This is a genomic window from Cellulomonas sp. P24 (genome assembly GCF_024704385.1).
GTDB lineage: Bacteria > Actinomycetota > Actinomycetes > Actinomycetales > Cellulomonadaceae > JAJDFX01.
Genome location: NZ_JAJDFX010000002.1, coordinates 2,129,310 through 2,156,020 on the forward strand (window position 1 = coordinate 2,129,310; position 26,711 = coordinate 2,156,020).

A 26,711-nucleotide genomic window follows, 5' to 3' on the forward strand; every position below is an offset into this window, starting at 1 on the left:
GCCCTCATGCCTGACGACGCCCCTTCGAGCCCCGGAGCGGCTCGTCGGACGTCGGTTCCGACGATCCAGCTTCCGGTCGACCCCCTGAGCACGCACGGGGTCCAGATCATCGACACGCCCGAGGTCCGGGTCCACCACCCGAGCGACCTGCTCAACGCGGTGCTCTGCACTCTCGCGATCGGGCTGATGATGCTGCTCGCGGTGTACGCGCACGGCACGACCACCGGGGTCACCGCCGACGTCCGCAACGTCGCGACCGTCCTCCGGTCGATCCTCATCGTGCCGATCGCCGTCCTCGAAGGGCTGGTGACGCTGATCCTGCCGGCCACGGTGCTGATCGAGCTGTCCGCACGCCGGCTGTGGCGCCAGGTGCTCGAGGCCCTCGCCGCCGGGTTCGTCGGCCTCGTCGTGGGCGCGCTCCTGACCTGGGGGATCGTGACGTTCGGCTCGACGGAGCTGGTGCGCGGCATGTCCGTCTTCCTCAACGGGAGCTGGACGGTGACGGTCCCGGGGTACATGAGCGCGGTCGCCGGGCTGGTCACCGCCGCCGGGTCGCGGGCCCGACGCCGCACGGTCGCGTGGTCGTGGAACGTGCTGTGGGTGGCACTCGGTGTCGTCCTGATCACCGGGCAGGTGTCGCTCACCGGCGCGGCGATCGCGGTGCTGGCCGGCCGGCTCGCGGGTCTCGGCGTGCGGTACGTGTCAGGCGTGCAGTCCGAGCGCGCCTATGGTGCGGCACTCGTCTCGGGGATCCGTCGTGCCGGCTTCGAGCCCGTCCGGCTGTCCCGCGTGGGGGACGGCGAGCACAGCACCGGTGACGACGACGGCCTCTCGGCCCGCGCCGCGACCGCGATGGCGACCACGCGCCTCGGCGGCAACCGGGTCTACGAGATGACGGCGTCCGGGGGCCGGTCGCTCGAGGTGGTCGTGATGGACGGCGACCGTCAGGTGATCGGTGTGCTCAGCAGGCTGTGGCAGTCGCTGCGCATGCGGGGCATCGACGGTCGGACGGTCGTCTCCCTGCGTCAGGCGGCCGAGCGTGCCGCACTGCTCGCCTACGCGGCACGCGCCGCGGGGGTCCGCACGCCGCAGCTCCTCGCGGTCGCCGAGGCGGACGCGTCGATGATCTTCGTCCAGGAGCACCCGGAGGGCGCCGTCCCGCTGGGCGACCTGGCCGCGGAGGAGATCACCGACACCGTGCTGCAGGCCGTGTGGGACCAGGTGCGCCTGGCCCACGCCGCGGGGATCGCGCATCGCGCGCTGACCTCGGACACCGTGCTGGTGCGCAACCCGACGTCGGCCGACCCGGAGGTGTGGATCACCGGCTGGGACACGGGCGACGTGGCCTCGTCCGACCTCGCCCGCCGGATGGACCTGACCCAGATGGTCGCGATGCTGGCCGTGCGCGTCGGGGCGCAGCGAGCGCTGGCCTCCGCGACGGCGATCCTGCCGAACTCCGACATCGCCTCGATCGGTCCGCTGCTGCAGACGATCGCCCTGCCGCGGCGCACGCGCGACGAGGTTCGTGCCCAGAAGAGGGTCCTCGCCGAGCTCCGTGCCGCCCTGGTCGAGCAGCTCCCGGAGGCCAGCGTCGAGCCGGAACGCCTGGTGCGGCTCGGTGCCCGTGCCGTGCTCACGGTGCTGCTGACCTCGGTCGCGGCCGTCGTGGTCCTCACCTCGGTCAACTTCACGCAGATCACGCAGGCCCTCGCGCACAGCGACTGGCGCTGGAGCCTCGTGGCGTTCGCGCTGGGGCTCGTGACGCTCCTGGGTGCGGCTCTCACCCTGGTGGCGTTCTCGCCGGTCAGGTTGCCGGTCTGGCGCACGGTGCTGGTCCAGACGGCGGCGACGTTCGTCGCGCTCGCTGCGCCGGCGGGGGTCGGACCGGCCGCCCTCAACATGCGGATGCTCACGCGCCGCGGGGTGAGTGCCTCGTTGGCGGTCGCGACGGTCGCCCTGGTGCAGGTCTCGCAGTTCGTGGTGACGATCGGGCTGCTCGTGGTCCTGTCGATCGCCTCGGGCACGAACGAGGCGGCGAAGTTCGCGCCCACGACGACGACGCTCGTCGCGGTGGCGATCGTCGTGGTGCTCGTCGCGTCGGCCTTCCTGGTCCCACAGGTCCGCCGATGGGTCGCCGCGCGGACCCTCCCGACGCTCCAGCAGACATGGCCGCGTCTCATCGAGATCGTGGGCCAGCCCGGTCGGCTCGCGATCGGCTTCACCGGGAACGTCGTCATGACGATGGGCTACGTCTTCGCACTCGAGTCCGCCCTCGCGGCGTTCGGCCAGAACCTCAGCCTCGTGCAGGTCGCGGTGATCTACCTCGGCGGCAACGCGGCCGGGGCGGTGATCCCGATGCCAGGCGGCCTGGGGTCGATCGACGGCGCTCTCATCGCCCTGCTCGGTGGTGTGGGCGGCATCAACCTCGGTGTGGCGACGTCGGTCGCGGTGCTGTTCCGGGTCCTGACGTTCTGGTTGCGGATCCCGCTCGGCTGGGTGTCGATGCGCATCCTGCAGCGGTCCGGAGAGCTCTGACGGTCACGGGTCGCCGACGCGCCCGACGCTCACGGCTCCGGCCGGACCGCGAGCGCGGGTGACTACCGGCAGAGGCTCTGCTGTGCGGAGGGCTCTGCCGGGAGCAAGGGTGGTCAGCCGCGGACGAGGTAGTCGCGTTGCGCAGGCACGTAGTCGATGCGGCTCGCGAGGGAGGCGGCGAGTCCGGCCCACGCCTGCAGGCGCGCCATCGGGAAGATGGCGACCTCTGGTGCCCGGTGGGTCTGAGGAAGGTCGTTCCGGTAGCTCGACGACTCGATCGACTCGAAGATCCCGTACTGGTCCATGCGGACGTCCTTCGTTCGGTGGCCCGGCTGACCCTGGGGGTCCCGTGGCTTTGCGTCCTCACCTCACGGCGAGTTTGCCCTTGTCGCTGACACTTCGAGGTTAACCGGATCTGCCTCGGAGACAAGGGGTTCTCGGGGCACACCGCGCGATACGCCCGGTTTTCACCCGCACGGGCGAATACCACCCATGTGATCCGTCAGTCCCGCCCGCCGCGCCTGATGTGATACACATCACACCAGTGGGCCCGTGATTCGTCCGCGCCGCCGGACATCTCCTTCATGGTGGGCACGCACTGCTGAGACGGCGCAGAGCGGAACCCGGACGGTACGAGTGATGCGCAGGGGGACTCACTCGTGCCGCCCGGAGGCCGCCGCTCCGACGTCGACCGTGACCCTGGAGTCACGGGCTCAGCGACGACGCTCGTCCCGCAGACGCGGTTCGCCGCCCAGCGCGGGCCGGACCCCGTGCTTGCCGGCGTAGAACGCGCGGATCGTGTCCATGTCCTCGGCCTTGTCGCCGGTGACCCGGATCGTCGGCCCGAGACCCGCCGTCATGGTGTCCCGGTCGACGAACCCGAGCGTGACCGGCAGACCGGTCTCGTGGGCGATGTAGTAGAAGCCCGACTTCCAGAACTGCGTCTTCGTCCGGGTGCCCTCGGGCGTCACCACCAGGTAGAACTGGTCGCCGGCCGCGACGCGGGCCACGAGGTCACGCACGAGGCCGTGCGGGTTGGCCCGGTCCACCGGGATGCCACCGAGGGCACGGAACAGCGGCCCGAACGGCCCACGGAACAGCGAGTCCTTCCCGAGGAACTTGGCCGACACCCCGGCCTTCCAGGTCACCGCCAGCATCAGGACGAAGTCCCAGTTCGACGTGTGCGGCGCGCCGATGAGCAGCCCGGCCCCCTCGGCGGGAAGGGGTTCGACGTGCGGCTTCCAGCGGCTGAGCGCCCAGTACGCTCCGGCCAGGCGGCGGCGGATCATCAGGTCTCCATGCGACGGCGAACGGGGACGGTGGTGACGACCGTCGTCGTAGGCTCTCATCTCCCCGCACCCGGCCGCGACCCGCAGGTCCGACGCAGCGTGCCCACCGGGCCCACCCGACACACCGGGCCCGCCCGACGCCCCGGGCACACCGGAACCACCGCACGCGCCGGTGACGATCGCATCACGGGACTCGTCGGCTCGCGTGTGCCGCGAGCCGAATCTCCACCGGCGGGGCACGCTAGGTCAGGGGTTCCGCGACGACAGTTCCTCACGGCTCACGTCGCGCGGCCGATCTGCCGTCGACGGGCCCGCTCTGCCGTCCTGGGTGGCTCGTCGTCCCCAGGCGTGCACCGACAGGCGTGCACCGACCAGGCATCACACCCCATCGGGAGGAAGGTGACATGCAGCAGACGGACGAGAGTCCGGCCGGCCGCGGGGCGCGACGCCGCGCGCCCGGGCGGTGGGTCGCCGTCGCGGTCCTCGCCGTCGTCCTCGGGCTCGGCGCCGTCGTCGTCCCGCCGTTGCTCCCGCGTGGTGACCTGGTCGCGCTGCTCCGGGCGGTCATCCTCGTGGCCATCGGCGTCGCCGTCCTCGCCGCGCTCGGCTGGCTGCACCTGTCGCGGCGCCACCGCACCGCCGACGCCCTCGACCGCGCACTGACCGAGCTGGCCGAGGTCCACGCCGAGCTGGGACGCCGGCAGAGCTTCACCGATGCGCTGCTGGAGACCATCGAGGTTGGGATCGTGTCCTGCGACGCGGACGGCGTGTTCGTCGTGAGCAACCGCGCGGAGCGGGCGATGTTCGGCCTGACGACGGGCCTCGAGGGTCTCGCGCCGGAGGACCTGCCTCCGTTGATCGACGTGTTCGACGTCGCGGGGCGGCGGCTCTCCGCCCCCGAGTACCCGCTGATGCGCACCCTGCGCGGCGAGACGGTCGCGCACGAGGATGTCCTGGTCGGTCCACCCGGCGGACCGTGGCGCGAGGTCGTCGTGCACGGCAGCCGGATCGTCGGCTCCGACGGCGAGGTCCTGGGCGCCGTGGCCGCCCTCACCGACGTCTCCGCCGAGCGCGCCGCCCGGCGGGCTCTCGCCGAGGAGCGCCGCAAGCTCGCAGAGGCCCAGGAGCTCGGTCAGCTCGGCGGCTTCGAGTGCGACGTGCCGACCGACACGTGGAGCTTCTCGGACGAGCTGTGCGCCCTGTGGGGGGTCCGGCCGGGGCGTCTCAGTGCCGCCCGCTGCCTCGCGCTCGTCGTGGACGACGACAGGGATCGCGTCCGGCAGGGCTGGGCGATCGTCACCGCCATCCCTGGACGGCACACCGACGAGTTCCGCATCAGGCGTGCGTCGGACCGTGCCGAGCGGGTCATCCGCGCCCGGACGGAGGTGGTGTTCGACGGCGACGGGGCACCGACACGCGTCCGCGGGAGCCACATCGACATCACCGACGTCGCCGTCGCGGAGCGTGCCGCCCGCCGCGCGAACGCGTTCTCCGACGCGGTGCTCGCCGCGAGCCCGGACAACACGCTCGTCACCGACGTCGCCACCGGGGCCATCGTCTTCTCCTCCCCCGGCAAGCGCCTCCTCGGTGTCCGCACCGAGACCCTCGCCGAGCTGCCCGTCGACGCGATCTCGACCCTCGTCCACCCCGACGACCGGGAACGGCTCGCGGCGGTGCATTCCTCCGCATGCGAGCTCGCGGACGGCGAGTCCCGCCACCTCCGCTACCGCGCGCGCGACACGGACGGCAGATGGAGGTGGCTCGACCACACTGCGACGCCGTTCCGGCGCGACGCCACGGGCGCCGTCGTCGAGGTGCTCGCTGTCCTGCGTGACGTCACCGACGTCGTCGAGGCGGAGGAGCAGCTGACGCACGCCGCGCACCACGACAACCTCACCGGGCTGCCGAACCGGGCGGCGCTTCTCGAGTCCCTCGACGGGGCGCTCTCGCGGTCCCGGGTCGACGGTCGCGACGTGGCGGTGCTGTTCTGCGACCTCGACGGGTTCAAGGAGGTCAACGACACCGGAGGCCACTCGGCGGGCGACGCGGTGCTCCGCGAGGCCGCGCGGCGGTTCCGGGCCGTGCTGCGAGAGGGCGACACGGTCGCGCGGGTCGGGGGTGACGAGTTCGTGATCGTCGTCGAGCCGTGGCGGCACGCCGACGCCGGCCCGCAGCAACACGCGGGTGACAGCGCCCGGGCCCTCGCGATCGACGTGGCCGAGCGTCTGACGCAGGCGTTGGAGGAGCCGATCACGGTGCGCGGCCTGGATCACGTCGTCCACGCGAGCATCGGCATCACCTACGCCGCGTTCGGCGCCACCGAGACGCTGGACTCCGTCACCGTGGACGAGGTGCTGCACCGGGCCGACGGCGCGATGTACCGGGCGAAGGACCGCGGCGGGGACCGCTACGAGCTGGACGACGCCGCGCCCTGGTGAGGGGCTGTCCCGGCTGGCGGCCCCGGGTCGCCCCGGGCTCGTTCCTGCTCGTCCTGCAGACGCTCCATCGGTCGAGTCGGCAGAGTCGGGCCGACGTCGAGGTCGAGCGCCTTGAGCGTGCCCGAGACGGTGCAGAGGGCCGGCTAGGGCTGCTCGCCACGGACCGCGTCGCGGGCCTCGACGAAGGCCTGGACGCAGGCCGTGATGTCGGCCTCGGAGTGCGCCGCGGAGATCTGGACCCGGATCCTCGCCTTGCCGAGCGGCACGACCGGGTAGGAGAACGGGGTCACGTACACGCCGCGCTCGAGGAGCGCGTCCGCGATGGCGACCGCGTCGTGCGCATCCGGGAACATCACCGGGATGATGGCGTGCTCGCCGGGCAGCAGGTCGAAACCGGCAGCCTCCATCTGCTCACGGAACGCACGCGCGCGGCGCCACAGCGTCGCCCGCTGCTCCGCGCCGTCGGCGACGAGGTCCAGCGCGACCAGCGAGGCCGCGACGACGGACGGCGCGATGGCGTTGGAGAACAGGTACGGTCGCGCGCGCTGCCGCAGCAGCTCGACGATCTCGGCATGCCCGCTGATGTACCCGCCCGACGCACCTCCCAGCGCCTTGCCGAGCGTGCCGGAGACGAGGTCCACGCGATCCGTCACCCCGAAGAGCTCCGGCGTGCCCGCGCCGGACGGGCCGACGAACCCGACGGCGTGCGAGTCGTCCACCATCACGAGGGCGTCATACTGCTCGGCGAGGTCGCAGATCGCGTCGAGCGGCGCAAGGTACCCGTCCATCGAGAAGACGCCGTCCGTGACGATGAGTCGACGTCGCGCCCCGCTCGCAGCCTGGAGCTGTGCCTCGAGGTCGGCCATGTCGCGGTTGCGGTAGCGCAGGCGTTGCGCCTTGCACAGCCGGATGCCGTCGATGATCGACGCGTGGTTGAGCTCGTCCGAGATCACCGCGTCGTCGGCGCCGAGCAGGACCTCGAACACCCCGCCGTTCGCGTCGAAGCACGACGGGAACAGGATCGTCGCCTCGGTGCCCAGGAACGCCGACAGCCGGCTCTCCAGCTCGACGTGCTGCGTCTGCGTGCCGCAGATGAAGCGCACGCTCGCCATCCCGAAGCCCCACTGGTCGAGAGACGCCTTCGCCGCCGCGACGAGCTGCGGGTGGTCGGCCAGTCCGAGGTAGTTGTTGGCGCAGAAGTTCAGCACCTCACGTCCGCCCGAGCGGACGTGCGCGCCCTGGGGCGACGCGAGCTCGCGCTCCGTCTTGTACAGGCCGGCGGCCTTGATCTCTGCGAGGGTCGTCTGAAGCTCAGCGCGAACGGTCGTGTACACGGTCTACTCCTCGCTCCAGTCGATGATGATCTTCCCACGCCCACCCTGGCGTGCCGCCGTGAAGGCGTCCTCCCAGCGGGACACCGGGAACCGGTCGGTGATCACCGGGGAGATGTCGAGGCCCGTGCTGACCATGGCGCTCATGGCGTACCAGGTCTCGAACATCTCACGCCCGTAGATCCCCTTGATCGTGATCATGTGAGAGACGACCTTGGCCCAGTCGATCGCGATGGGTGCGCTCGGGAGACCGAGCAGCGCCACGCGAGCGCCGTGCGTGAGGTTCTCCAGCATCTCCGGGAGCGCGCTCGCGTGCCCGCTCATCTCCAGGCCGATGTCGAAGCCCTCCTGCATGCCGAGGCGCTCCTGGGCGGAGGAGATCCGCTCGTTCGCCACGTTGATCGCAAGGTCCACGCCCATGGTCCTGGCGAGCGCGAGACGCGACTCGTCCACGTCCGTGACGACGACGTACCGGGCACCCACGTGGCGCGCGACGGCTGCTGCCATGAGGCCGATCGGCCCGGCTCCCGTGATGAGCACGTCCTCGCCGACGAGCGGGAACGACAACGCGGTGTGGACGGCGTTGCCCAGCGGGTCGAAGATCGCCGCGAGATCCAGGTCGATGCCCTCGGCGTGGCGCCACACGTTGCTCTCCGGGATCACGACGTACTCGGCGAACGCGCCGTCACGGTTGACCCCGAGGCTCGACGTACGGATGCACAGGTGGCGGCGCCCGGCACGGCAGTTCCGGCACTGACCGCAGACCACGTGCCCTTCGGCGGAGACGACGTCGCCGACGGAGAAGGTCCGCACGTCCTTCCCCACCTCGACCACGTGACCCGAGAACTCGTGCCCCGGGATCAGCGGGGCGTTGACGGCTCCGTCAGCCCACCGATCCCACGACTCGATGTGCAGATCGGTGCCGCAGATGCCGGTGCGGGCGACGCGGATCTTCACGTCGTGCGCACCTGTGGTCGGCTCGGGTCGGTCGACCAGGGCGAGACCGGGCCCCGCGACACCCTTGTAGAGAGCCTTCATGTCTTGTCCTCCCGCAGTGAGCTTCCCGGCTGATCGAGCCGGTAGACGAGCGCCGCCGTCGTCCAGGATCTCGCATCACGATCGCCGGTCGCGCCACCTCAACCGGCGGCGTCGCATCGCTTCGCATCGAGCGCGACTGTCTCTGATCTACGAAGCGTCCGCGAAGCAACGAACCTCAGGCCTGCATGTCCACGAACCGCGAGTAGTGCCCCTGGAACGCGACGGTGATCGTGTCGGTGGGTCCGTTACGGTGCTTGGCGACGATCAGGTCGGCCTCGCCCGCGCGCGGTGACTCGCGCTCGTACGCGTCCTCGCGGTGCAGCAGGATCACCATGTCGGCGTCCTGCTCGATCGAGCCCGACTCGCGCAGGTCGCTCATCTGGGGCCGCTTGTCGGTGCGCTGCTCGGGGCCACGGTTCAGCTGGCTGATCGCGATGACGGGGACCTCGAGCTCCTTGGCGAGCAGCTTGAGCGCGCGGGAGAACTCCGAGACCTCCTGCTGGCGGGACTCGACGCGCTTGCCGGAGCTCATGAGCTGCAGGTAGTCGATCACCACGAGCTTGAGGTCGTGCTTCTGCTTGAGACGCCGGCACTTGGCGCGGATCTCCATGAGCGACATGTTCGGCGAGTCGTCGATGAACAGTGGGGCCTCGGAGATCTTGCCCATCGTCCCGGCGAGCTTCTGCCAGTCGTCCTCGCCCATCGAGCCGTTGCGCATCTTCTGCAGGTGGATGCGGGCCTCGGCGGAGAGCAGACGCATCGTGATCTCGTTGCGGCTCATCTCGAGGGAGAACACGACCGAGGTCAGGCCGTGCTTGATCGAGGCCGACCGGGCGATGTCGAGGCCGAGCGTGCTCTTCCCGATGGCGGGACGGGCGGCGAGGACGATCATCTGGCCCGGGTGCAGCCCGTTGGTCAGGCGGTCCAGGTCCGCGAAACCGGTGGGGACGCCGACCATGCCCTCACCGCGGTGCCCGGCGGCCTCGATCTCGTCGACCGTTCCCGCGATCACCTCGCCGAGGCGCAGGTAGTCCTCGCTCTGGCGCCGCTCGGTGACCGCGTACACCTCTGCCTGGGCGTTGTTGACGATCTCGTCGACGTCGCCGCCGTCGGTCGCGTACCCGAGCTGGACGATCCGGGTGCCGGCCTCGACGAGCCGCCGCAGCACCGATCGTTCGCGCACGATCCGCGCGTAGTAGCCGGCGTTGGCCGCTGTCGGCACCATCGAGATGAGGGTGTGCAGGTACGGTGCCCCGCCGACGCGCTGCATCTCGCCGCGCTTGGTGAGCTCCGCCGAGACGGTGACCGCGTCGGCCGGTTCACCGCGGCCGTAGAGGTCGAGGATCGCGTCGTAGATCGCCTCGTGGGCGGGCCGGTAGAAGTCGGTGCCACGCAGCTGCTCGATGACGTCCGCGATGGCGTCCTTCGAGATCATCATGCCGCCGAGCACGCTCTGCTCCGCCGCGACGTCCTGCGGAGGCGTGCGGTCGAACGAGCTGCCTCCGCGCGCGGGGGCGAACCCCTGCTCGAGGTCCTCGATCGTCATGCGCGCCTCTTCTCCGTCGTGCTCGTCACTGCTGTCGGCCGCATACGCGGGTCGTGCGCCGGACTCTCCGGAGAACCTGCCTCTGTCCTACTCCGGGGGTCCGACACAGGACGTCCTGCGTCCGTCCACAGGAGCCCCCCGCGTGAGAGTACGGGCTGCGCGCCGTCGCAGCGAGCCTCGCCTCCGGGCCCCGACAACAGGTTTGTGCACAGGCCGACGGACTTCCGCAGCATCCGCCTCCTGCCCGGTGTACACACCTGTGCACGAGTCTGTGGATAGTGCACAGACCCTGTGGACACGCGGGAATCTTCCGGGTGTGTGATGCTCTGATCTGCACAGATACCCCCCACCGCCCTGTGGACCCGGAGGAAGATGCACCCGATCCACCATCTGAGACCGCATCTGTCATCCACTGATCGACAGGTTCTCTCCCTCGCCGTCCCCGCCCTCGGCGCCCTCGTCGCCGAGCCGCTCTTCGTCCTCGTCGACTCGAGCGTCGTCGGGCACCTCGGCACCCCGCAGCTCGCCGGCCTGTCCCTCGCCTCGACGGTCCTCGTGACGATCGTCGGCCTGTGCGTGTTCCTCGCCTACACGACCACCGGGGCCGTCGCACGACGCCTCGGCGCCGGGGACCGGGTCGCGGCACTGACCCTGGGCATCGACGGCATGTGGCTCGCCCTCGCCCTCGGTCTCGTCCTCGGCGGGCTGCTGTTCGCCTTCGCGCCCGCGCTCGTCGACGCCCTCGGCGCCGGCCCCGACGTCGCACGCCACGCGACCCGCTACCTGCACGCGTCCGCCCCGGGGCTCCCGGGGATGCTCGTCGTGCTCGCCTCCACCGGAGTCCTTCGTGGCCTCCAGGACACCCGTACACCCCTCGTCGTCGCAGCCTCCGGCGCCGTGCTCAATGCCGTTCTCAACGTCGTGCTCGTCCTCGGCCTGCACCTCGGCATAACCGGGTCCGGTGCGGGCACCGCAGCCACCCAGCTCCTCATGGCGACCGTGCTCTCCGTGATCGTCGTGCGTGGCGCGCGGGAGGCCGGAGCGTCGCTCGCCCCGGCCACACGCGGCATCTGGGCCGGTGCGCGCGCCGGCACCCCCCTGCTCGTCCGGACCGTGTCGCTGCGTGCCGCGATCGCACTGACGGTCTGGGTCGCCACCGGCCTCGGCGCCGTGGCGCTCGCCGGTCACCAGGTGGTCAGCTCGATCTGGAGCCTGACGGCGTTCGCTCTCGACGCCCTCGCGATCGCCGCCCAGGCGATGGTCGGGCACGCGCTGGGTGCGGGCGACGTCGACCACGTCCGCGCGGTCCTGCGGCGCACCCTCCAGTGGGGGGGTCGGGGCGGGCGTCGTCCTCGGCGCCGTCGTCGGTGCGTCCGCCGCGGTCCTGCCCGCGCTGTTCACCACCGACCCCCAGGTCCGGCGGGCGGCCACCATCGCGCTGCTCGTCGTCGCCGTGACGCTGCCGATGGCCGGCTGGGTGTTCGTGCTCGACGGCGTCCTCATCGGGGCCGGCGACGGGCGCTACCTCGCCGCAGTCGGGATGGCCACCCTGGTGGTGTACGCGCCCGTCGCCCTGGCCGTGCGCGCCTGGGCGGCCGACGGCCCGGCCGGCCTCGCCTGGTTGTGGGTGGCCTTCGCCGGCGTGTTCATGCTCGCGCGAGCCGTCACGACCGGCGCCCGCGCCCGGGGAGCCGCGTGGATGGTCACCGGGACCTGACCCCTCGAACAGCAGCAGGGCCCGGCTCCTCGACGGAACCGGGCCCTGCTGGACGTGCTGTGAACGACGGCGTCAGGCCGCGACGACCTTGACCGTCACGGTCGCGGACACCTCGGGGTGCAGGCGCACGAGCACCGTGAACTCCCCGACGGCCTTGATCGGCTGGCCGATCTCGACCTTCCGCTTGTCGATCGCGGGCGCGCCGGCGGCCGCAGCGGCCTCGGCGATGTCCGTGGTCGTCACCGCGCCGAACAGCCGACCGGACGCGCCGGCCTTGGCCGTCACGACGACCGGCTTGGACTGCAGCGAGTCGCGGATCGCCTTGGCGTCCTCGAGAGTCGCGATCTCACGGCTCTTGCGGGCGCTGCGGATGACCGCGACCTGCTTCTCGGCACCCTTGGACCAGACGGTCGCCAGACCGCGCGGCATCAGGTAGTTGCGAGCGAACCCGTCCTTGACGTCGACGACGTCGCCGGGGGCGCCGAGGCCGGTCACCTCGTGGGTCAGGATGAGCTTTGCCATGGGTCGACCTCCTTCTCAGCGTGCCGACGACGAGTACGGCAGGAGAGCCATCTCGCGGGCGTTCTTGACGGCACGTGCGATCGCACGCTGCTCCTGGACGGACACCCCGGTCACCCGGCGTGCACGGATCTTCCCGCGGTCCGAGATGAACTTCCGCAGCAGGGCGGTGTCCTTGTAGTCGACGACGTCGATCTTCGCGGACTTGAGAGGGTTCTGCTTCTTCTTCGGCTTACGAACAATGGCCTTCGCCATCGTGGTGCTCCTTCAGTGAAGACGTGGTGCCGGCCGGCCGGGTCCGCGGGCGTCCGCGAACGGGTCCTTCCGGGCTGCTGGTGTCGAGGGGCGCGGGATCAGAACGGAGGCTCGTCCGAGAACTGACCGCCGGAACCACCGGGGGCCGGCGTGGCCCACGGGTCGTCCTGCGGTGCTCCCTGCGAGCTTCCGCCCCCGGCGAAGCCACCGCCACCGCCACCGCCGAAGCCACCGCCGCCACCGGACCGCTGGGTCCGGGTGACCTTGGCGCCGGCGTAGCGGAGCGACGGACCGACCTCGTCGACCTGGAGCTCGTACACGGTGCGCTTCTCGCCCTCGCGGGTCTCGTAGGAGCGCTGCACGAGCCGCCCGGTCACGACGACGCGGGTGCCCTTCGTGAGCGACTCGGCGACGTTCTCGGCAGCCTCGCGCCAGATCGAGCAGCGAAGGAACAGCGTGTCGCCGTCCTTGAACTCGTTCGCCTGGCGGTCGAATGTCCGCGGCGTGGAGGCCACGGTGAAGTTCGCCACGGCAGCACCCGACGGGGTGAAGCGCAGCTCGGGGTCCCCGGTCAGGTTCCCGATCACCGTGATGACGGTCTCACCAGCCATGACAGCTCCTCGAAGTCGTCGTCGGTCGTACAGGTCGTTTCAGCGTCAGCGGGCGTCCGCGCGGAGGACCTTCGTCCGCAGGACGACCTCGTTGAGGCCGAGCTGGCGGTCGAGCTCCTTGGCGGTGTCCGGAGACGCGGTGAAGTCCACGACGGCGTAGATGCCCTCGGACTTCTTCTTGATGTCGAACGCCATGCGGCGACGACCCCAGATGTCGACCTTGTCGACCGAGCCGCCGTCGTTCTTCACGACGGAGAGGTACTTGTCGAGCGAGGGAGCGACAGTGCGCTCCTCGACCTCGGGATCAAGAATGATCATGATCTCGTACTGACGCAGGCTCATACCCACCTCCTGTGGTCTCTGCGGTCACGGTCGGTCCGTGACAGGAGGGTTGTGCGCGTCGCCGTGCCGGGTCCTCACGCCGATAGGCGACGGTCTTCCCCGAGCACAGCAAAGGCGAACACTATCGGCTCATCGGCCCTGTGTGGTAATCAGGGCGCCGTCGTGGGCAGGGTCACGAGCTTCTTCGCGGCCGTTGTCGCCGGCGCGGTCGGGACGCTCGTGGACGTCGGCTTCGGGGCCGGCCCGCTCGAGACGACCAGCGAGACGGTGCTGCCACGTGGGAGGACGGTCCCCGCCGCCGGGGAGGCGCTCAGGACCGTCCCGACCGGGATCGTCGGGTCCGACTTCTCCGTCGTGGACGGCTGGAGCCCGGCGGCGAGCACCGCGGCCTCGGCGTCCGCGCGCAGCTTCCCGACGAGCCCCGTCGGCACCGTGGCCGACGTGGGTGCGGCGGTCGTCGGCGCGCTCGTGGGCGTCGGCACGCTCGTCGCCGTCGACGCCTGGGTCGGTGCAGGGGTCCCGACGTTCGCACGCGGCGGGAAGGCGACGGCCGTCTTCCCCGTCATCACCGCGCCCATGAACTTGGACCAGACGAACGCCGGCCACGTGCCACCCGTGACCTCCTTGACGCCGCCCCACCCGGTGATGGACTGCTCGCTGCCGTCGTCACCGACCTGGTACATCGCGACCGCGGTGGACAGCTGCAGCTTGTTGGCGGCCGGATCGGTCGGTCCGGCGGTGAAGCCGACGAACCAGCCGGAGACGTTCTTGTCCGTCGTCCCGGTCTTGCCGGCCACCGGGAAGCCCAGCCGCTTGACGGACCCGCTCGCGGTGCCGTTCTGCACCACCTGCTCCATCGCGTAGGTCGTATCGGCGATGACGCCGGCGTCGAACACCTTCTTCGGGGCGCTCCCCCTTGTACGCGACGGTGCCGTCGGAGATGAACGTCGCGGTGTCGACGATGTGCGGGGTCGTGCGGTAGCCGCCCGAGGCGATCGTCGCGTAGGCGGACGCCAGGTCGAGCGGGTGCACCGTGTCCGTGCCGAGCACGTTCGCCGGGTTCGTCCCGACCTTCGTCGTGATCCCGGCGGCCTCGGCGGTCTTGGCGGTGTTGTCCGGACCCACCTTGACGTTGAGCTGCGCGTAGACGGTGTTCACCGAGTGCGCGGTCGCCTTGACGAGGTCGATGTTGCCGAACTGCTCGTTGGCGAAGTTCGGGACCTTCCCGAAGCCCGGCACGTTCTGGGGGCTCCGGCCGTTGAAGGTCGTCGTCAACGGGATGCCCTGCTCGAGGGCAGTGATCAGGGTGAACGGCTTGAAGGTCGACCCTGCCTGCGCGGCGTCCTGGGTCACGGCGTTGCGGGCACGCGCCAGGTAGTCGGCACCCCCGTACAGCGCGCGGATCGCGCCGTTCGACGGGTCGATCGACACCAGCGCGATCATCGTGTGCGGATCCTTGCCCGGCGGGAGGGCGTCGACCGCGGCGATCGCGTCCTTCTCGGCGTTCGCGTCGATCGTCGTGACGATGTTGAGGCCGGCGGTGTTGAGCTGGTCCTCCGTGAGGCCGCCCTTGGTCGTCAGCTCGTTCTTCACCATCTGCAGCAGGTAGCCGGTGGGGCCCTTGTAGGTCTCCGAGGTCTTGTACTCGATCACCGGCGGGAACGTCTGGGTCGCACGCTCGGCCGCCGTCAGCCACCCCCCGGACACCATCCGGTCGAGCGTCCGGTTCCATCGGGCCGTCGCCTGCGGGAGGTCGACCGCCGGGTCCCAGATGCTCGGTGCCGGGATGATGCCGGCGAGCATCGCCGCCTCGGAGACGGTCATGTCCTTCGCGTCGACGCCGAAGTACGCCTGTGCCGCCGCCTGGATGCCGTACGCCCCACGACCGAAGTAGATCGTGTTGAGGTAGCGGCCCAGGATCTCGTCCTTGTTCTGCGCGCGGTCCAGCTTGATCGCCAGGATCGCCTGCTTGAGCTTGCCGAGGTAGTTCTGCGCGTGGACCGTGTAGTACTGCTTGGCGTACTGCTGGGTGATGGTCGAGGCACCCTGCTGCGGCCCGCCGCGGAGGTTGTTGACGAACGCGCGGACGATGCCCTTCGGGTCGATGCCACGGTTCGTGTAGAACGAGCTGTCCTCGGAGGCGACGACCGCCTTGCCGACCCAGTCGGGGAGCGTCGAGTAGTCGACGATGATGCGCTTCTGGGTCGCGAACGTCCCCATGACCGTCTTGCCGTCGGCGTAGTACACCGTCGAGGTCTGCGCCTGGGCGAACTGGTCGGGCTGCGGGATCGTCGTGGTCGCGTACGCCGCGACGAGGGCGCCGATGCCGACGAAGATCATCCCGAGGATCCCGCCGGTGACCAGCCGCCACGACGGCACCCAGCGGCGGAAGCCGCGGTAGCGGGCGCGCGGGTAGTCGATGAACCGCTTCTTCTTCGCGGGGGCGCGTCGTCCGCCCGGCGCACGGCTGCCCGTGGGTCGTGGCGACCCGGAGCCCGGTGCTGCCACTGTCTTGGACTCGCCGGAGAGAAGGGAACGCGTCGACGTGCGTCGCACGACGGGGCGGTCGCCCGCGCCGTTCCCTCGGTCGTTCGCGCCTGCCACGCTGTGCCCTTCCGCCCGCCGATGCTGGTCCAGTGCCGCCCCAGTATGCGGGAGCCGCCCGGGGAGACCCTCCCGTCCGAGTCCTCCGCGGCGACCCTTCACACGATCGCCACGCGGCCGCGCCGCGCACTCGCGAGGCCGACACACTTGCTCAGTGCATCGTATCGACGTACTCTCCAGATGTATCGAGTTGATACATCGCATGCGATCGGCATCGCGAGAACCCCGCAGACACGGCCGAGGAGGCAACGCATGCGCGCACGCTCCGACGTCCTCGAGCCCGCCATCCTCGGCCTCCTGCACGAGGCCCCGATGCACGGGTACGAGCTGCGCAAGCGACTCAACCTGCTGCTCGGGTCCTTCCGCGCGCTGTCCTACGGGTCGCTCTACCCGTGCCTCAAGTCGCTCGCGGCCCGCGGGTGGATCGTCGGCGTCGACTCCCCGACCTCCGTCCCGCCGCACGCCCTCAGCGGCAAGCGCGCACGAATCGTCTACCAGCTCACGGCCGAGGGCAAGGAGCAGTTCCAGCAGGTGCTGGCCTCCTCCGGGCCGACGTCGTGGGAGGACGAGAACTTCGACGTCCGCTTCGCGTTCTTCGGGCAGACCGACGCCGAGACCCGGCTGCGGATCCTCGAAGGCCGCCGCAGCCGGCTGACCGAACGTCTGGAGACGATCCATCAGTCCTTCGCCCGCACCCGCGAGCGCATGGACGAGTACACCCTCGAGCTGCAACGTCACGGGCTCGAGCAGGCCGAGCGAGAGGTTCGCTGGCTCGACGGCCTCATCGACAACGAGCGCGGTGCCCACCGTGTCCGTACTGAAGGCGGTGGCCGCCCGGCCGTTGCCGATCCCGCTGACGACGCGTCCGGCGTCGCGGCACCGAACAACGAAGAGGAGCGAGGATGACTTCCATCCGCGTCGCCATCGTCGGCGTAGGCAACTGTGCCTCGTCGCTGGTCCAGGGCGTGCACTTCTACGCCGACGCCGACCCGAACAGCACCGTGCCTGGCCTCATGCACGTGAAGTTCGGTCCGTACCACGTCTCCGACCTCGAGTTCGTCGCGGCCTTCGACGTCGACGCGAAGAAGGTCGGCTTCGACCTGTCCGAGGCGATCGTCGCGAGCGAGAACAACACGATCAAGATCGCGGACGTCCCGCCGATGGGCGTGACCGTCCAGCGCGGCCACACGCTCGACGGGATCGGCAAGTACTACGCCGAGACCATCGAGCAGTCCGAGGCCGCCCCGGTCGACGTCGTGCAGGCCCTCAAGGACGCCAAGGTCGACGTCCTCGTGTCCTACCTCCCGGTGGGCTCCGAAGAGGCCGACAAGTTCTACGCCCAGTGCGCGATCGACGCCGGCGTGGCCTTCGTCAACGCCCTCCCCGTCTTCATCGCCTCCGACCCGGTCTGGGCGAAGAAGTTCGAGGACGCCGGCGTCCCGATCATCGGCGACGACATCAAGTCGCAGGTCGGCGCCACGATCACGCACCGCGTACTCGCTCGCCTGTTCGAGGACCGTGGGGTCATCCTGGACCGCACGTACCAGCTGAACGTCGGCGGCAACATGGACTTCAAGAACATGCTGGAGCGCGACCGCCTGCAGTCCAAGAAGATCTCCAAGACCCAGTCCGTGACGTCCAACATGGACCACGACATGGGCGCGCGGAACGTGCACATCGGTCCGTCGGACTACATCCAGTGGCTCGACGACCGCAAGTGGGCCTACGTCCGCCTCGAGGGTCGCGCGTTCGGCGAGGTCCCCCTGAACCTCGAGTACAAGCTCGAGGTGTGGGACTCCCCCAACTCGGCCGGCATCATCATCGACGCCGTGCGCGCCGTGAAGATCGCCAAGGACCGCGGCATCGGCGGCCCGATCCTCTCGGCGTCGACGTACTTCATGAAGTCGCCGCCCGTGCAGCACGAGGACCGCGAGGGCCGCGAGCTCGTCGAGGCCTTCATCCGCGGCGACGTGGAGCGCTGACCCCAGGCACGACACCGACGAAGGCCCCCGGCACGACCGCCGGGGGCCTTCGTCGTCCCCCCCATCCCGTCCCCCCAGACCCACCCCCCTGCTCGCGAGATCGCACATGCGCGCCGAGATCGCACATCACACGTCACGATCTCGGCACGCATGTGCGATCTCGCGGATCTGCGGTTGGCCGGGTGGGTGGTGGTGGTGCTCAGGGGCGGTGCCAGGGGCCGCTGCGGCCGCCCGACTTCTTCTCGACCTGCACGTCGGTGATGACCGCGGCCCGGTCGACCGCCTTGACCATGTCGACCACCGTCAGGGCGGCTGCGGCGACGCACGTCAGCGCCTCCATCTCGACGCCGGTGCGGTCCGCGGTCCGCACCGTCGCGCGGATGCGGACGCCGTCGTCCTCGACCGTGAGGTCCACGACGACGCCGTGGATCGCGATCGGGTGGCACAACGGCACCAGGTCCGGCGTGCGCTTGGCCGCCTGGATGCCGGCGATGCGTGCGACCGCCAGCGCGTCTCCCTTGGGGACACCCTCGCCCCGGAGCAGCCCGACGACGACCGGCGACGTCCGCACGAAACCGCTCGCAGTCGCGCTGCGGACCGTGACGTCCTTGCCGCTGACGTCGACCATCCGGGCCGCGCCGCGGCTGTCGAGGTGCGTCAGCGCGGCACCGTCCACGCTCCCGGGCACGTCCGGCTGCCCCACGCTCGTCGTCTCCGTCATCGCGGCGTCTCCTCCCGTGCCGGACGTCCGGCAGTCGCTCGGCAGGCTACTGCGTGGAGGCGCGACGCCGCCGGTAGCCTGACGGGATGCGCGTCCTTCGAGAGCTGAGGGACCTCGTGCGGCTGCCGGGGTTCCGTCGACTCTTCTCGGTGCGCCTGGTCAGCCAGACCGGTGACGGGATGTTCGAGGTCGGTCTCGCCACGCTGTTCTTCTTCTCCCCGCAGACGCAGTCGACGGCCGGTCGTGTCGCTGCGGCCTTCGCCGTGCTCCTGCTGCCGTTCACGATCGTCGGACCGTGGGCCGGGGTGTTCCTCGACCGCTGGCGGCGGCGACAGGTGCTCCTGTTCGGCAACGCCGCCCGCCTCGCGATCACGCTGACGATCGCCGCGCTCATGGCGACCACGGGCATCACCCCCGTGATCTACGTGCTCGCGCTCCTCAACCTCTCAGTCAACCGGTTCCTGCTCTCCGCCCTGTCCGCCTCGCTCCCCCGGGTCGTCGACGGGCCGCTGCTGCTGACGGCCAACTCACTCACCCCGACGCTCGGGGCCGCCGCGGCCGGGGTCGGCGCCGGCCTCGGCCTCGCCGCGGGGCTGCTGCTTCCCCGCGGCGACGCCACGGACGCCGTCGTCGTCGCGGTGTCCGGCCTCTTCTACGCCGCGGCGGCCTGGCTAGCGGTGCGCATCGGGAAGGACGAGCTCGGTCCCGACCGGCGTGACGTCGCGATCCCGATGGGCCGCCAGCTCCACGCCCTCGCGTCCGAGCTCGGCTCGGGGGCGCGCTACCTGGTGCGCCGCCGGACGCCGGCCTACGCGCTCGAGGCGATGGCTGCGCACCGGTTCCTGTACGGGGTGGCGCTGATCGCGAGCATCTTGCTCTCGCGGAACCTGCTCGCCGATCCCGCCGACCCGGCCGCTGGCCTGGCCGTCTTCGCGCAGGTTCTCGTGGCGTCGGCCGCTGGCTTCTTCCTCGCCGTCGTCCTCACCCCGGTGCTGAGCCCGCGCACCGGCTCGCACTGGTGGATCGCCGGGTGCCTCATGCTCGCCGCCGTCAGCCAGCTCGTGCTCGTCGTGACGCTCACCCGCGGGGTGCTCCTCACCTGTGCCTTCACCCTCGGTCTCGCCGCACAGGGCGCGAAGATCTCGGTCGACACGATCGTCCAGCGCGACACCGAGGACGCGTACCGCGGTCGTGCGTTCGCGCTGTACGACATGCTCTACAACGCGGCGTTCGTCGGCGCGGCGGCGCTCGCAGCGGTCACCTTGCCGAACGACGGCTACTCGCGGCCCTTGTTCGTCGCGGTCGCCGGGGCGTACATCGGCGCGGCGATCCTGTACCGGGCCGCCACGCTGCGCACGCCGATCGCCGTCGCCGGGTCGCCCGAGCCTCAGTGCGGCTGATGCCTCAGTGCGGCTGATCCGCCCACCAGGCGAGGAGGGCGGCCGTCGCCTGCTCCTCGTCGAGCGGCCCCTGCTCCATCCGTAGCTCGAGCAGGAACGCGTAGGCCTTCCCCACCGTCGGACCGGCGGGGATGCCGAGGATCTCCATGATCCGGCGACCGTCGAGGTCGGGACGGATCGCGGCCAGCGACTCCCGCTCCCGCAGGTCGGCGATGCGCGCCTCGAGGTCGTCGTAGGCGAACGACAACCGGTCCGCCTTGCGCTGGTTGCGCGTCGTGCAGTCCGACCGGGTCAACCGGTGCAGGCGCTCGAGCAGTGGCCCGGCGTCGGTCACGTACCGGCGGACGGCGGAGTCGCTCCACCCGGCCTCGCCGTAGCCGTGGAACCGCAGGTGCAGCTCGATGAGCCTCGCCACGGCCTGGACCGTCGCCTTCTCGTAGCGCAACGCCTTGAGCCGGCGCGCGGCGAGCTTCGCGCCGACGACCTCGTGGTGGTGGAAGCTGACCGTCCCACCGGGCTCGAGGCGCCGGGTCGCGGGCTTGCCGCAGTCGTGCAGCAGCGCGGCCAGACGCAGCACGAGGTCCGGCCGGGGGACGGGTCCGTCCGCGTCCGTCTCCATGCCGATGGCCTGGTCGAGCACGGTCAGCGAGTGCTCGTACACGTCCTTGTGCCGGTGGTGCTCGTCGATCTCCAGCCGCATCCCGGACAGCTCGGGCAGCACGTGGTCGGCGAGCCCCGAGTCGACGAGCACCTCGAGACCCGGCCGCGGGTTCGCCGCGAGCAACGTCTTGGTGAGCTCGTCGCGGATCCGCTCGGCGGACACGATCGTGATGCGGTCCGCCATCGCGACGAGGGCCTCGGCGACCTCCGGGACGACCCGGAAGCCGAGCTGCGCGGTGAACCGGGCCGCCCGCATCATGCGCAACGGGTCGTCGTCGAACGACTGGGTGGCCGCCACCGGGGTCCGCAGCAGCCGGGCCGCGAGGTCCGAGAGCCCGTCGAACGGGTCCACGAACACGAGGTCGGGGAGGCGGATCGCCATCGCGTTGACGGTGAAGTCCCGCCGCGACAGGTCCCCCTCCAAGGTCGAGCCGAACGCCACCTCGGGCTTGCGGGACGTCGGGTCGTAGACGTCCGACCGGTAGGTGGTGATCTCGACGACGGTGTCCGGGACGCCGTCGGGGCCGTGCCGCATCGCCCCGATCGTGCCGAACTCCCGTCCGATGTCCCAGTGGGTGTGACCCCAGGCCGCGAGGATGCGCTCCGTCTGGTCGGGGGTCGCCGACGTCGTGAAGTCGAGGTCGGCGCTGACCCGGCCGAGGAACGCGTCCCGCACCGGGCCACCGACGAGTGCGAGCTCATGACCGGCGTCCTGGAACCGCCGGCCGAGGTCCATGACGGCCGGGGCGAGCGTCGTCAGCACCTCGAGCGCGCGCTGGCGCAGCCGGTCCAGCGCTGCAGCGTCCGCAGTCGCGTCGCGCGGGTCGGGGACGGGGGCGGGGACGGAGCGGTCGGGGTCACGGGGCGGCACGGCGTCCAAGCCTGCCAGATGTGGCGGCTCCCGGCTCCGCCCGCGTGCGGCGGGCGTACCGGCGGAGTCGTTACAGTGGCGACATGTCGAGCCCAGCGTCGTCGGAGCGGCCGAGCGGGGTACCCTCCCCGCCCGGTGGCCACGCGCTGAGGATCGACCCGTCGGTGACGTCGACGCGGCACCCGTCGCACTCGGGGGCGCCGTCCCTCCCGGTGGTCGAGGAGACCTCGGCGGGTGGCCTCGTCGTGAGCGAGGTGCACGGCGTGTACCTCGCGGCGGTGATCGCACGGCGGAACCGTGCGGGGCGCCTCGAGTGGTGCCTGCCCAAGGGCCACCTCGAGGGGACGGAGACCCCGGAGCAGGCGGCCGTGCGAGAGATCGCCGAGGAGACCGGGATCACCGGCGAGGTCGTCCGGCGGCTCGGGGTGATCGACTACTGGTTCACCGGTGACGACCGGCGGGTGCACAAGGTCGTCCACCACTTCCTGCTGGGTGCCGTCGGTGGCGAGCTGAGCGTCGAGGGTGACCCCGACAGCGAGGCGGAGGACGCGGCGTGGGTGCCTGTCCTCGACCTGCCCGGTCGGCTTGCGTACCCGAACGAACGGCGGCTCGCCGAGGCGGCACACCAGGTGCTCGCACGGTCCACATGATCCACTGGTCCCGCACGCGGCGACGTCGACGGGCCGCGACGGCTGCACTCGTGTCCGGTGCGATCGCCCTGCTCACGGCCGGTCTCGGCGCCGGCCCTGCGACGGCCCGGACGGGCACCGCCGTCCCCGGCGCCGTCGTCCAGGACCCCACGGCCGTCTCGATCACGATCACCGCGGTGACGCCGCAGATCCTGCGCCCGGGCGACGACCTGACCGTCAGCGCGACCGTGACCAACGGGTCGACGCAGACGATCCAGCAACCCCGCGCCGCCGTCCTGCTCAGCCGCACCTCGCTGTCGACGCGGTACTCCCTCGACGCGTGGACGTCCGCCGACCCGACCAGCTCCGCCGGGACGACGGTCCTGTCGATGGCGCTTCCCGCTCCGCTCGCGCCGGACGCATCGACGACGGTCCAGCTCACGGTGCCCGCGGCGTCGCTCCGGCTGTCGGCGGCGACCTCGCAGTGGGGTGCACGCGGGCTCGCGGTTCAGGTCCTGGACGGGTGGTCGCGGGTGGGGATCGCCCGGACCTTCGCCCTGTGGCTACCCACCGATCAGTCCGCACGCACGAGCATCTCGGTGCTGGTGCCGATCACCCGGGACGCGGCCGATCTCGCCGCCGAGGCGTCGGCCGCGAGCCCGGAGCCGCCGACGACCGCCACGCCCGACGTGTCGCCCACGCAGCCGACCGGGACCGCCTCTCCTGGTGGCACGCCCGGTTCCGCGGCAACGCCCGGTTCGACGGCGACGTCGGGCTCCACGGCCACGCAGCCGACCGGCAACGCGACCACCGGCACGGCGACGAACGGCACCGGGAACCCGTCGGGCAGCACCGCGGCGTCGACGTTCGCCCCGAACGGCAGGCTCGCCGACCTCGTGTCACTGAGCGCCCACCATCCCGGTGTGTCGTGGGCGGTGGACCCGGCGCTCGTGGTCGCCGCGCGCGCCTCGGGCACGACGGGCGCAGCCTGGCTCTCGGCGCTCGACAGCGGGGCCGCGTCGCGCGACGTCTTCGCCCTCCCATACGCGGACCCGGATCTGGCAGCGGTGGCCCGCGCGGGCGCCACGAGCCTGGCGCAGCAGGCCGACACGCTGACCAGTGCGCTGCCGTGGGTCAACGACATCGGCGCGCTCACCGGCCTCCAGCTCGCGCCCGACGGCACCACGGACGCCGCCACCCTCGACGAGGCCGCGCAGCTCGGCGCGTCGGCGGTCGTCGTCGATCCTTCCGCGCTCACGCCGACGACGGACCTGACGTACACGCCCACCGGACGTGCGACCGTACGGACGGCCGCCGGATCGATCGCGGCCCTCGTCCCCGACCCGACCCTGTCCTCGCTCCTGCGGTCGCCCGGGAGCGACTCACCGGCCGTCGCGGCGCAACGCCTTCTCGCCGAGACTGCCGTGATCACCCGGGAGCGCCCCAACCAGGACCGGCACCTCCTGGTCACGGTCGGGCGCGACTGGACGCCGACGACGGCGGTCGCCGCCGCACAGCTCGCGGCACTCGAGAGCGCCCCGTGGGTCGCGATGGAACCGCTCAGCAAGCTGATCTCGTCGGCGAGCCCGGACGTCGAGCGGGACCCCCTCCCGACGACGGCGACGGATCCGACCGAGCTCCCCGCACCCGACGTCGCGACGATCGCGAGCGAGCAGCACACGCTCGAGACCTTCGCGTCGATCGTCCCGAACCCGGCGGCACTGCTCGACGGGGTGCAGGAGTCGGTCCTGGGCCCGCTCTCCGTCGGCTGGCGCGCCGACACCGCCGGCCGTGCCACTCTCCTGGCTTCGCTCCTCAAGGACCTGCGGGCCCGTCGCACGGGTCTGTCGATCATCCAGGGAAGCAACGTCACCCTCATCTCGCAGTCGAGCGAGGTCCCGATCTCGTTGCGCAACAGCCTGGACCAGGACGCCACGGTCACGTTGCGCCTGACGCCTCGGAACGGCTGCCTCGTCGTCCCCGACGCGCCCACCGTCGTCGTCCCCGCGCACCAGACGACCTCCTTCCGGGTTCCGTTCAACGCGGTGGCGAGCTGCAACGTCGTCGTCGACGTCAGCGTGCTGACGTCCGACGGGACACCGGTGGCGGACCCGACCCGGTTCACGGTCAGCGTGCACGCCGACTGGGAGAACGTCGGCACGGCGGTGGTCGCGGGCCTGCTCGTGCTCGGCCTGATCGTCGGGCTGTGGCGCACCGTCAGGCGCGGGCAGACCGCCCGGCGTGCGCGGATGCGTGGCGACGGGCAGGCTGCCCCGTGAGGGACCTGGCCGCCACCCCCCGGCACGCGGCAGGCCGGCGCGGAGCGGCCCGGCACGCGGCGGCCCAGCCGCAGCAGCGTCGTGAGTCCGGTCTCGGCCGCAACGTCGGCGTGATGGCGGCAGGGACGGCAGTCTCACGGGTCCTCGGGATGGTGCGCGGGGCCATGCTCGTCTGGGCGATCGGCGCGGCGGGGCTGGCGGCCAACGCGTTCGACGTCGCCAACACGCTCCCGAACATCCTCGTGATGCTGATCGCTGCGGGGGTGATCAACGCCGTCCTCGTCCCGCAGGTCGTGCTGGCGTACACCAAGGGCGGCGGGGACGACTACGTCAACCGGATCCTGACGCTCGGCGCCGCGGTCCTCCTCGGGCTGACGATCGTCCTCACCGCTGCCGCCGGTGTGTTCGCCTCGCTGTACTCGCGCGGCGGGCCGGACCAGACCGCGCTGGTCACCGCGTTCGCGTTCTGGTGCATCCCGCAGGTCTTCTTCTACGGGATGTACACGCTGCTCGGGCAGGTGCTCAACGCGCGCGGCAGCTTCGGGCCCTACATGTGGGCACCGGTCGTCAACAACGTCGTGGCGATCGGCGGCCTGGTGCTCTTCATCGCGGTCGCCGGCCCGTTCACCGCGACCGGGCCGACGACCCACCTCGCGTGGTGGACCGGTGGCCGTGTCGCCCTCCTGGCCGGGACCGCGACGCTCGGCGTGGCAGCGCAAGCGGCGGTCCTCGTCCTGCCGTTCCGTTCCCTCGGCTTCCGGTTCCGGCTCCGCTGGGGCGTTCGCGGGGTCGGGCTGCGGAGCGCGGCCCGGGTGGCGGGGTGGACGTTCGCGGCCGTCTTCGTCGGGCAGGCGGGGTTCTGGCTGCTGGTCCGGGTGACGTCGGCGGCCCAGCATGCCGCGACGGCGGCCGGCGCCGGGACGGTCGCGGGGAACGCCGCGTTCAGCAGCGCCTACCTCGTCGCGATGCTGCCGCACTCGCTCGTGACGGTCTCGCTGCTCACCGCCACCTTCACGGCGCTGTCGGCGCATGCCGCGCGCGGTGACGGCCATGCGGTTCGCACCAGCTTCTCGTCCACGGCGCGCGTCATCGGCGTCTTCACCGTGTTCGCCACCGCCGTCGCCGCCGTGCTCGCGATGCCGCTCACCCGGGTGGTGTTCCCGTCCTTGCACGGATCGGCCGTCTCGACCGTGTCCGACGTCGTCGTCGCCCTGCTGATCGGGCTCGCCCCGATGGGCCACTGGTCGTTGTGCCAGCGCCTCTACTACGCGTACGAGGATGCGAAGACCCTGTTCTGGATCCAGGTCGCGATGGCCGTGATCGTGGCCGGCGGGACGTGGACCGGGCTCGCCCTGCTCCCTCCGGGACTCTGGACCGTCGGGGCCGGTCTGGCGACGTCCCTCTCGTACCTCTTCGGGGCGATCGTCGCGAGCGGTGGCCTCCGCCGACGGCACGGGGGGCTCGACGAGGCCCGGATCCTTCGGCTCTACGCGCGCTCGGGGGTGGCCGGTGTGGTCGCGGTCGCGGTCGGCTGGCCGATCGTGCACGTCGCGCTGACCGTCGCCCCGTTCACCCCGTCGGGGTTGACCGCGTTCGTCCGCGCGGTGGTGCTCTGCTTCGTCGTCGGACTGGTGATGGCGGGGGTCTACGCGGGGCTGCTGCGCCTCATGCACGTCCGGGAGCTCGAGGACCTCGTTGCGCCGCTGCTCAGACGGGCGCGCGGTCTGGCGCGCCGCGGACGGGCCGCCTGACCCGCGTCACGCCCGCCCGGCACGACCTCGCTGGCAAGGCTCCGTCACCACGGCCCCGCCGGTACGGTGCTCCGGACCGGGGACGCGTCGGCTCCCGACGAGCCCGAGGCCTCCCACCTGCGCATCCTCCTCAACATTCACACATCCGTCACCACAGGACCCCGCGTAGCATGGGGCAGGCGCGGGTGCACCG

The 26,711-nt window shown here is 71.4% G+C and carries 20 protein-coding genes, 2 pseudogenes and 1 riboswitch; of the genes and pseudogenes, 9 read left to right on the top strand and 13 right to left on the bottom strand.

Annotated elements, in window-relative coordinates:
- The first annotated feature begins 6 nt into the window (after positions 1-6).
- Entirely contained in the window at positions 7-2,535 is a 2,529-nt protein-coding gene (locus LJB74_RS09905; protein WP_259308378.1) for a lysylphosphatidylglycerol synthase transmembrane domain-containing protein, read from the top strand.
- 113 nt (positions 2,536-2,648) lie between these two features.
- Here LJB74_RS09905 and LJB74_RS09910 read toward each other — a convergent pair whose 3' ends face one another.
- Both LJB74_RS09910 and LJB74_RS09915 read right to left on the bottom strand, forming a co-directional pair.
- A complete protein-coding gene (locus LJB74_RS09910) occupies positions 2,649-2,840 on the bottom strand; it encodes a hypothetical protein (protein ID WP_259308379.1) in 192 nt (63 codons plus the stop codon).
- A 14-nt stretch (positions 2,841-2,854) separates the two neighbouring features.
- A riboswitch (cyclic di-GMP riboswitch) is annotated at positions 2,855-2,929 on the bottom strand.
- A 319-nt stretch (positions 2,930-3,248) separates the two neighbouring features.
- Positions 3,249-3,824, bottom strand: coding sequence for a 1-acyl-sn-glycerol-3-phosphate acyltransferase (locus LJB74_RS09915; protein ID WP_259308380.1), 576 nt, complete (start codon positions 3,822-3,824; stop codon positions 3,249-3,251).
- Between the two features lie 404 nt (positions 3,825-4,228).
- Between LJB74_RS09915 and LJB74_RS09920 the strand changes: the two genes are divergently transcribed.
- Positions 4,229-6,262 carry a diguanylate cyclase domain-containing protein gene (locus LJB74_RS09920; protein WP_259308381.1) on the top strand — a complete coding sequence of 678 codons (2,034 nt, stop codon included), beginning with the start codon at positions 4,229-4,231 and terminating at the stop codon, positions 6,260-6,262.
- 143 nt (positions 6,263-6,405) lie between these two features.
- On the opposite strand, the gene LJB74_RS09925 is transcribed toward LJB74_RS09920, so the two are convergent.
- The 3 genes from LJB74_RS09925 to dnaB all read right to left on the bottom strand — a co-directional run bounded on the left by LJB74_RS09925 (position 6,406) and on the right by dnaB (position 10,177).
- Positions 6,406-7,596, bottom strand: coding sequence for a glycine C-acetyltransferase (locus tag LJB74_RS09925; protein WP_259308382.1), 1,191 nt, complete (start codon positions 7,594-7,596; stop codon positions 6,406-6,408).
- Between the two features lie 3 nt (positions 7,597-7,599).
- On the bottom strand, positions 7,600-8,631 hold the full coding sequence (tdh, locus tag LJB74_RS09930) for an L-threonine 3-dehydrogenase (RefSeq protein WP_259308383.1): 1,032 nt from the start codon (positions 8,629-8,631) through the stop codon (positions 7,600-7,602).
- Positions 8,632-8,806: 175 nt separating this feature from the next.
- Positions 8,807-10,177, bottom strand: a complete 1,371-nt coding sequence (gene dnaB / locus LJB74_RS09935) for a replicative DNA helicase (protein ID WP_259308384.1) — start codon at positions 10,175-10,177, stop codon at positions 8,807-8,809.
- A 372-nt stretch (positions 10,178-10,549) separates the two neighbouring features.
- On the opposite strand from dnaB, the pseudogene LJB74_RS09940 reads away from it, so the two are divergent.
- Positions 10,550-11,894: pseudogene (locus tag LJB74_RS09940) on the top strand (MATE family efflux transporter).
- Between the two features lie 72 nt (positions 11,895-11,966).
- On the opposite strand, the gene rplI reads toward LJB74_RS09940, so the two are convergent.
- The 6 genes and pseudogenes from rplI to LJB74_RS09970 form a co-directional block, all read right to left on the bottom strand.
- The gene (gene rplI / locus LJB74_RS09945) at positions 11,967-12,416 is read right to left on the bottom strand and encodes a 50S ribosomal protein L9 (RefSeq protein WP_259308385.1); all 450 of its coding nucleotides are present in this window, start codon (positions 12,414-12,416) and stop codon (positions 11,967-11,969) included.
- A 15-nt stretch (positions 12,417-12,431) separates the two neighbouring features.
- The gene (rpsR, locus tag LJB74_RS09950; RefSeq protein ID WP_259308386.1) at positions 12,432-12,668 is read right to left on the bottom strand and encodes a 30S ribosomal protein S18; all 237 of its coding nucleotides are present in this window, start codon (positions 12,666-12,668) and stop codon (positions 12,432-12,434) included.
- A gap of 98 nt (positions 12,669-12,766) precedes the next feature.
- Complete coding sequence (locus LJB74_RS09955; RefSeq protein WP_259308387.1) at positions 12,767-13,279, bottom strand: single-stranded DNA-binding protein; 513 nt, start codon at positions 13,277-13,279, stop codon at positions 12,767-12,769.
- 45 nt (positions 13,280-13,324) lie between these two features.
- A complete protein-coding gene (gene rpsF / locus LJB74_RS09960; RefSeq protein ID WP_259308388.1) occupies positions 13,325-13,621 on the bottom strand; it encodes a 30S ribosomal protein S6 in 297 nt (98 codons plus the stop codon).
- A gap of 149 nt (positions 13,622-13,770) precedes the next feature.
- On the bottom strand, positions 13,771-14,478 hold the full coding sequence (locus tag LJB74_RS09965; protein WP_259308389.1) for a PASTA domain-containing protein: 708 nt from the start codon (positions 14,476-14,478) through the stop codon (positions 13,771-13,773).
- A gap of 148 nt (positions 14,479-14,626) precedes the next feature.
- A pseudogene (locus LJB74_RS09970) lies at positions 14,627-16,429 on the bottom strand (transglycosylase domain-containing protein); the annotation flags it as partial.
- Positions 16,430-16,477: 48 nt separating this feature from the next.
- Here LJB74_RS09970 and LJB74_RS09975 point away from each other — a divergent pair.
- The gene (locus tag LJB74_RS09975) at positions 16,478-17,131 is read left to right on the top strand and encodes a PadR family transcriptional regulator (protein WP_259308390.1); all 654 of its coding nucleotides are present in this window, start codon (positions 16,478-16,480) and stop codon (positions 17,129-17,131) included.
- Entirely contained in the window at positions 17,128-18,207 is a 1,080-nt protein-coding gene (locus LJB74_RS09980; protein WP_259308391.1) for an inositol-3-phosphate synthase, read from the top strand. Before LJB74_RS09975 ends, LJB74_RS09980 begins: the two co-directional genes overlap by 4 nt.
- A 199-nt stretch (positions 18,208-18,406) precedes the next feature.
- On the opposite strand, the gene moaC is transcribed toward LJB74_RS09980, so the two are convergent.
- Positions 18,407-18,928: a cyclic pyranopterin monophosphate synthase MoaC gene (gene moaC / locus LJB74_RS09985; protein WP_259308392.1), complete on the bottom strand. Its 522-nt coding sequence runs from the start codon at positions 18,926-18,928 to the stop codon at positions 18,407-18,409.
- Positions 18,929-19,014: 86 nt separating this feature from the next.
- On the opposite strand from moaC, the gene LJB74_RS09990 reads away from it, so the two are divergent.
- Positions 19,015-20,328, top strand: coding sequence for an MFS transporter (locus LJB74_RS09990; protein WP_259308393.1), 1,314 nt, complete (start codon positions 19,015-19,017; stop codon positions 20,326-20,328).
- Positions 20,329-20,332: 4 nt separating this feature from the next.
- Here LJB74_RS09990 and LJB74_RS09995 read toward each other — a convergent pair whose 3' ends face one another.
- Positions 20,333-21,781, bottom strand: coding sequence for a CCA tRNA nucleotidyltransferase (locus tag LJB74_RS09995; protein ID WP_259310330.1), 1,449 nt, complete (start codon positions 21,779-21,781; stop codon positions 20,333-20,335).
- Positions 21,782-21,942: 161 nt separating this feature from the next.
- Here LJB74_RS09995 and LJB74_RS10000 point away from each other — a divergent pair, with 161 nt between their 5' ends.
- From LJB74_RS10000 to murJ, 3 genes are read left to right on the top strand one after another with little or no spacing between them, the layout of a single operon-like run.
- The gene (locus LJB74_RS10000) at positions 21,943-22,509 is read left to right on the top strand and encodes an NUDIX hydrolase (RefSeq protein ID WP_259308394.1); all 567 of its coding nucleotides are present in this window, start codon (positions 21,943-21,945) and stop codon (positions 22,507-22,509) included.
- On the top strand, positions 22,506-24,767 hold the full coding sequence (locus LJB74_RS10005) for a DUF6049 family protein (protein WP_259308395.1): 2,262 nt from the start codon (positions 22,506-22,508) through the stop codon (positions 24,765-24,767). The genes LJB74_RS10000 and LJB74_RS10005 overlap by 4 nt, the downstream gene beginning before the upstream one ends.
- Positions 24,764-26,518 (top strand): murein biosynthesis integral membrane protein MurJ, encoded by a 1,755-nt coding sequence (murJ, locus tag LJB74_RS10010; RefSeq protein ID WP_259308396.1) that lies wholly within the window; start codon positions 24,764-24,766, stop codon positions 26,516-26,518. The genes LJB74_RS10005 and murJ overlap by 4 nt, the downstream gene beginning before the upstream one ends.
- The last annotated feature ends 193 nt before the right edge of the window (positions 26,519-26,711 follow it).

What these genes read in the sequence shown, in the direction of transcription:
- LJB74_RS09990 (WP_259308393.1), top strand. Translation starts at nt 19,015, where the DNA reads ATGCGCGTCCTTCGAGAGCTGAGGGACCTCGTGCGGCTGCCGGGGTTC.
- moaC (WP_259308392.1), bottom strand. Translation starts at nt 18,928, where the DNA reads ATGACGGAGACGACGAGCGTGGGGCAGCCGGACGTGCCCGGGAGCGTG.
- LJB74_RS09920 (WP_259308381.1), top strand. Translation starts at nt 4,229, where the DNA reads ATGCAGCAGACGGACGAGAGTCCGGCCGGCCGCGGGGCGCGACGCCGC.
- tdh (WP_259308383.1), bottom strand. Translation starts at nt 8,631, where the DNA reads ATGAAGGCTCTCTACAAGGGTGTCGCGGGGCCCGGTCTCGCCCTGGTC.
- rpsF (WP_259308388.1), bottom strand. Translation starts at nt 13,621, where the DNA reads ATGAGCCTGCGTCAGTACGAGATCATGATCATTCTTGATCCCGAGGTC.
- LJB74_RS09910 (WP_259308379.1), bottom strand. Translation starts at nt 2,840, where the DNA reads ATGGACCAGTACGGGATCTTCGAGTCGATCGAGTCGTCGAGCTACCGG.
- LJB74_RS10005 (WP_259308395.1), top strand. Translation starts at nt 22,506, where the DNA reads ATGATCCACTGGTCCCGCACGCGGCGACGTCGACGGGCCGCGACGGCT.
- LJB74_RS09955 (WP_259308387.1), bottom strand. Translation starts at nt 13,279, where the DNA reads ATGGCTGGTGAGACCGTCATCACGGTGATCGGGAACCTGACCGGGGAC.
- LJB74_RS09915 (WP_259308380.1), bottom strand. Translation starts at nt 3,824, where the DNA reads ATGATCCGCCGCCGCCTGGCCGGAGCGTACTGGGCGCTCAGCCGCTGG.
- rpsR (WP_259308386.1), bottom strand. Translation starts at nt 12,668, where the DNA reads ATGGCGAAGGCCATTGTTCGTAAGCCGAAGAAGAAGCAGAACCCTCTC.
- LJB74_RS10000 (WP_259308394.1), top strand. Translation starts at nt 21,943, where the DNA reads ATGTCGAGCCCAGCGTCGTCGGAGCGGCCGAGCGGGGTACCCTCCCCG.
- LJB74_RS09975 (WP_259308390.1), top strand. Translation starts at nt 16,478, where the DNA reads ATGCGCGCACGCTCCGACGTCCTCGAGCCCGCCATCCTCGGCCTCCTG.
- LJB74_RS09905 (WP_259308378.1), top strand. Translation starts at nt 7, where the DNA reads ATGCCTGACGACGCCCCTTCGAGCCCCGGAGCGGCTCGTCGGACGTCG.
- rplI (WP_259308385.1), bottom strand. Translation starts at nt 12,416, where the DNA reads ATGGCAAAGCTCATCCTGACCCACGAGGTGACCGGCCTCGGCGCCCCC.
- LJB74_RS09965 (WP_259308389.1), bottom strand. Translation starts at nt 14,478, where the DNA reads ATGGAGCAGGTGGTGCAGAACGGCACCGCGAGCGGGTCCGTCAAGCGG.
- dnaB (WP_259308384.1), bottom strand. Translation starts at nt 10,177, where the DNA reads ATGACGATCGAGGACCTCGAGCAGGGGTTCGCCCCCGCGCGCGGAGGC.
- LJB74_RS09980 (WP_259308391.1), top strand. Translation starts at nt 17,128, where the DNA reads ATGACTTCCATCCGCGTCGCCATCGTCGGCGTAGGCAACTGTGCCTCG.